This is a genomic window from Plesiomonas sp. (assembly GCF_051650925.1).
Lineage (GTDB): Bacteria > Pseudomonadota > Gammaproteobacteria > Enterobacterales > CAMTGL01 > Plesiomonas.
Window position 1 is genome coordinate 1 of the sequence record NZ_JBOFRH010000314.1, and the last position, 5,261, is coordinate 5,261.

General features: G+C 44.4%; 5 protein-coding genes. All 5 read right to left on the minus strand.

Annotated elements, in window-relative coordinates; genetic code table 11:
* A partial coding sequence (locus tag ACRC27_RS07410; protein WP_438639545.1) for an ABC-type transport auxiliary lipoprotein family protein occupies positions 1-512 on the minus strand: 512 nt, incomplete at its 3' end.
* A 1-nt stretch (position 513) separates the two neighbouring features.
* Complete coding sequence (gene pqiB / locus ACRC27_RS07415; RefSeq protein ID WP_438629524.1) at positions 514-2,151, minus strand: intermembrane transport protein PqiB; 1,638 nt, start codon at positions 2,149-2,151, stop codon at positions 514-516.
* Entirely contained in the window at positions 2,141-3,370 is a 1,230-nt protein-coding gene (locus tag ACRC27_RS07420) for a PqiA/YebS family transporter subunit (protein ID WP_438639546.1), read from the minus strand. The genes pqiB and ACRC27_RS07420 overlap by 11 nt, the downstream gene beginning before the upstream one ends.
* 198 nt (positions 3,371-3,568) lie before the next feature.
* Positions 3,569-4,441, minus strand: a complete 873-nt coding sequence (locus ACRC27_RS07425) for a carboxylate/amino acid/amine transporter (protein ID WP_438639547.1) — start codon at positions 4,439-4,441, stop codon at positions 3,569-3,571.
* 280 nt (positions 4,442-4,721) lie between these two features.
* The coding region (locus ACRC27_RS07430) for a 3-deoxy-7-phosphoheptulonate synthase (protein WP_438639548.1) at positions 4,722-5,261 on the minus strand (540 nt) is incomplete at its 5' end.

Genomic DNA, 5,261 nt, shown 5'->3' on the forward strand with positions numbered 1-5,261 from the left:
CGCACCATGTCTGCATAGCCATTTTTCTGCTGAGGCAGCGTTTGCACAAAACTTTGCTGCCAGCGCTGATCATTGTGGGTCAGTGTCCAACGGCCACTGATCAACACAGAGCCATCATAACGCCCCTGAAAACGATCAACTTGCACATTCAACTGCCACGGTGCAGCAGAGGTAGTGCTCGACGCCACCTGCCACTGTGGTAATTGTGTGGTTAAGGTTGCCGCCAGTGTACGGGTTAACTGAGCAGGCAAGTTATCCACCCACAGGTTTTGCTGCGTAACCACCATTTCAATATCGTTTGTTTGATAAGCGATACCGGGGCCTGCCAGATAATCTGCAACAGAGACTGCATTCACCAGCAGTACATCATTCTGCTTTTCTAGCTTTGTTGCCGCAGGTTCTGCGGCCAACTGATAATAGGCTATCTCTGGTGTACTGCTGCATGCAGAGAGCAGCAATGAGCAGGCTACAACCCACTTTTTCATCATTAACCCTTTCCAATTCCCAATCATGTTATTTCGCCTTCTTAGGTTCAGGATCAGCTACCGAAGAAGATCCAAATATCAGTGAGTTCGGTTTTTGATTAATTTTTTGTATTACCGGCTGGGTATCTCGCAGCACTTTATCGAGTGATTGCAGATTGTTATTCAACCGATCATATACCGGAGATCCGGGGTTTAAGCCTTTCAGCGTTTGTTGCAACTCACTTAATGTAGCGCGCAACTCTTTCGGCAACTGCTCATTATCAGCTTGTGTTGCCAGTTTATCGAGTGTATTGGCCAGTTTACTGGTTGAACGCAAGGTATTTTGCATTTCACGCGATGTGTTGGTGGTCTCTTTTAATAGAGCTTCAACAGGCAACTTATTCAGTTTATCCAGCACCTGCTGCACTTTGATCTCAATAGAGCTGAAACCACCGGCAACCGTTGGCATCACCTGAATACCATCAATATTTTTATGGACAGGTGCTTTTGGTGCGTTCTCAACCATATTTAAATCAACAAACAGCTGACCGGTCAGTAAATTACCGGTTTTTAGCATTGCACGCATACCCTGCTTCATGGCTTTATTGATATCCGATTGCAGTTCCGATACGGTCAAGCGGTCTGGCAAACGCCCGACTTCTAAACGGATCAAAACAGGAATACCACCACCCGTTTCAGCCAGTGTCAGTTTATTGTTGAAGTAATAAGGCACATTCATAACTGTACCAATACGCACACCACGGTACTCAACCGGCGCTCCGGCACTTAATCCACGTACTGATTCGTTAAAGAACAGAACATAAGGAATAAATTTATCGTACAACCCTTGTGTAATGCTCTGCTGATTTGCATACAGCTCAAAAGCGGTATTTTGTGGGATAGCATCCCCCAACGGCCAGCCTTTTGGTACTTCAAAGCTAACACCACCACTGATCAGTGAACTCAACGAAGCCATGTCAACACGAAAGCCTTGTGCTGAAAGGTCAACGGATACGCCGCTGGATTTCCAAAAGCGCACATTACTGGTGACAAGGCTGTCATAAGGGGCATTAATAAATAGCTTATAGCGCATTTTACGCGCTTTGAGGTCAAACTCACTTTGTTCAACCGTACCGACCGGATAACCGCGATATAGCACCACATCACCCACTGTCAGGCTTGATGCATCATCACTCATCAATTCGATACGTAAACCGGGCGCATCTGCAGGAGCAATCGGTGGGGTATCCAACAGTGTAAAATCACGGGCAGACTCTTTACCGTTACCGGTTTTTAATTCGATATACGCGCCCGAAAGCAGTGTACCTAAGCCAGTTACCCCTTCACGACCAATTTCAGGTTTGACTACCCAAAACAGGCTTTGATCATTAAGCATGTTTTCTGTACCCGGATTTAAACGGGCCGTAATAATTACGTGCTTTAAATCAGAGGCGAGCTTTACCGTCTGCACCGTACCCACTTTTACGCTGCGGCTTTGAATTTCAGTTTTTCCTGCCACAATGCCTTCGGCATTATTGGCAGTAAAGGTAATTAATGGCCCTTGATTACTGAAGGTGTAATACACCATCCATAAACCAATAATAATTGCCACGATAGGAACAATCCAAACCGGCGATAATTGTTTTATTTTTTTCACTTGAGCCTCAGACTCACTATTATGACTCACGGTTTAACTCCTGTGAACGAGAAGAGGAATCCCAAAATAATCTGGGATCAAAAGCCAATGCTGCCAACATAGTAACAATGACTACGCAAGCAAATAACATTGCCCCCATACCCGGATAAATACTCATTAAACGCCCAATACGCACCAATGCTACCAGTATGGCGATAACAAAAACATCAACCATTGACCAGCGGCCAATGCACTCAACCATTTCATATAGCCAATGTTGTGTGCCTTTATGTTGTGTATCAGGGCGTGAAGCTGACCAGCATAACCAGAACATGGTTAACATTTTACCAATAGGTACTAATACGCTGGCAATAAAAATAACCAGTGCAACAGGGTAAGATTTCATCCCCCATAATAAAATCACCCCTTCCATAATGGTGGAGTAAGATACACTTCCCAAACTCTCGGTGACCATCATCGGCAGTAAATTAGCTGGAATATACAGCACCACTGAAGTGAGCAATAATGCCAGTGTAATTTGCAGGCTAAATGGCGTTCGTGCATGTACCCGTGAATGACAACGCGGACAATGCTTTTCTGTTAATGGCATGATCTGAGAGCAGCAAAGACACACTTTAACTTGCTGTGATAAACCTGAGCGTCCGGCAATTAAAGGTGTAATAGGTTTAGCAGGTTGAATGGCATTCCATAACCACTCTTTATCCAGTTGCTGAAAGGCTCTAATTTGAAAGACACAAAATAGACAAAATGCCCAAAAACTTAAATCTAAACTAATATCAGCCAGTGATACTAACTTTACGAAACTGACTAATATTCCAATCAAAAATATTTCAACCATGCACCATGGCATTAACATAAACAGGGTACGAGATAAAAATACTTTAGCCGGTAATGCTTTAAATCGCAGAGCCAGTGAAAGATAAATAATCAACCCCATACAAAATGCAGGGATCCCCTGAATCATTAATAAAATAATTAATGACAATAACTGGTAATGCTCATCAAACAGAACCGTACCGGCCTGAATAAATAACATGGTGTTAGTATTACCAACCGCTTGCATGGTAATAAAAGGATATAAATTAGCCATCAACAGCATAATTAAGCTGCTTAACGCAAAAATAGCCGGCCTTAATGCAGGTTCAGGGTGGCGGGCAACAATTGCAGTATGGCAACGCGGGCAATCACACCGATGACCTGTTGTAAATTCAGGCACATTAACCACCAGATCGCACTGATGACAAATCATCTGTAATGCAGGCGATGGCGTGAGATGGGCCTTTGAGTAGGTGTCATCTTTCACTGTAGTTGATCACTATAGTCAATTATACATTTTGGCGAAGTTGGCAATTATATACTAACTCAGCCTCTTTTTTAGGCTTTATCGTGCTGTAACAGGTATATGCGACAAATCTGAAAGAACCTTTAAAGTCGCACAACTAGCCGGTTAATCGGCATAACGGCTAGCTTGTGCCTGCCGAAAATGACGATTTACCCGTAAAGAGAGCAAAATAATACCTCCGCCGATAGCTAAACGAACCCAATCGGGGTTGTGATTCCAGACTGCAAAATTAATCAACAGACCGGCTGGAACCAGCGCGTTATTCATCACCGCCAGTGTGCCACTGTCAACCTGTGTTGCACCTTTATTCCACATAAAGTACCCCACACCTGAGGCCACTAGCCCAAGCCACAGTAATACGCCCCACTGTACCGGTGTTGTCGGCAATTTTTGTATATCACCAAATAAGGAAAATGCCAGTATTGCAATCAGTGTTGCCCCTAGATAAAACCAGCCAAAAATAGCATTTTGCGGTAAAGCAGGTGGCAATGTTTCAATCAGACGCTTATAGCCAACCTGACCCAATGCAAAGCAGATATTGGCAGCTTGCACCACCAAAAAACCGGCAATAAACTGATGACTTACCGCATCATAGCGAATGACCATAGCTCCCGCGACAGCCAACAGTGCGCTGATCAGATACCCGTACGTAAAGCGCTTTTGCAAAACATCATAAATAAGCGTGACATACAAAGGTGTCAATACCGTGAACAACACCACTTCCGGTACACTCAGCAGTAGAAAAGCGTGATAATAAAACAGGTACATAATACCGAGCTGACAAGCACCGAGCAGCATTAAAACAATTTTGGGCCGCCAGCCAATCAAACGTGGGCGTAGAAAAGGCAGCATAACCGCCAATGCTAGTACAACGCGCATCAGTACTGAAAACCATGTATCAACCTGTCCTGAAAGGTAAACACCAATCAGGCTAAAAGATAACCCCCACAATACGGTGGTTAAGATAAGTAACAGCACGCCACTATTCCGAAAATTAAAAGGGAAAACTGCCAGATTGTAGCAGGATTAACAAGATCATGCCGTGAAGTGATATCACTCTACTGGCATTACCGCCGACAACGCCACTCCACATTTAGACTTAATATTGTTTAAACCTGATATGACGGTAAAAGTATCACGGTACAATATCAGGTAATGCCTGAGCAAAAAAACAGGCTCAAGAGCCTGTTGTATGAATCGATATCACCTTGATATTGGGATATAGCAAATAGATAGGGTTTGTACTGAATTTGCTGACTTACTGTGATTTTACCTTCGCTCGACGAGCCCGTACTGCATTTGCCAGATCGCGCAGCAGTAACTCGGTATCATCCCACCCCAAGCAGGCATCAGTGATGCTCTGGCCAAAAGTCAGCGGAGTATTGGCAACCAGATCTTGGCGCCCTTCAACCAAATGGCTCTCTGCCATTATGCCGAAAATAGCCTGATTTCCCGCTGCAATCTGCGCACAGACATCAGCAGCAACAACGCGCTGCCGTTGGTATTGCTTTGAACTGTTCGCATGGCTAAAGTCAATCATCACCTTGCTCGGCAACTTATTCGACACCAGCTCATTAACCACGGCGCTGACATGCTCGGCACTGTAATTAGGCTCTTTACCACCGCGTAAAATAATGTGGCAATCTGGATTTCCGGCCGTTGAAACAATGGCCGAATGACCAAACTTAGTCACCGATAAAAAATGGTGTGGTGCATTTGCCGCGCTGATCGCATCAATAGCCACTTTAATTGTGCCATCTGTCCCGTTTTTGAAGCCCACCGGACATGATAAACCCGA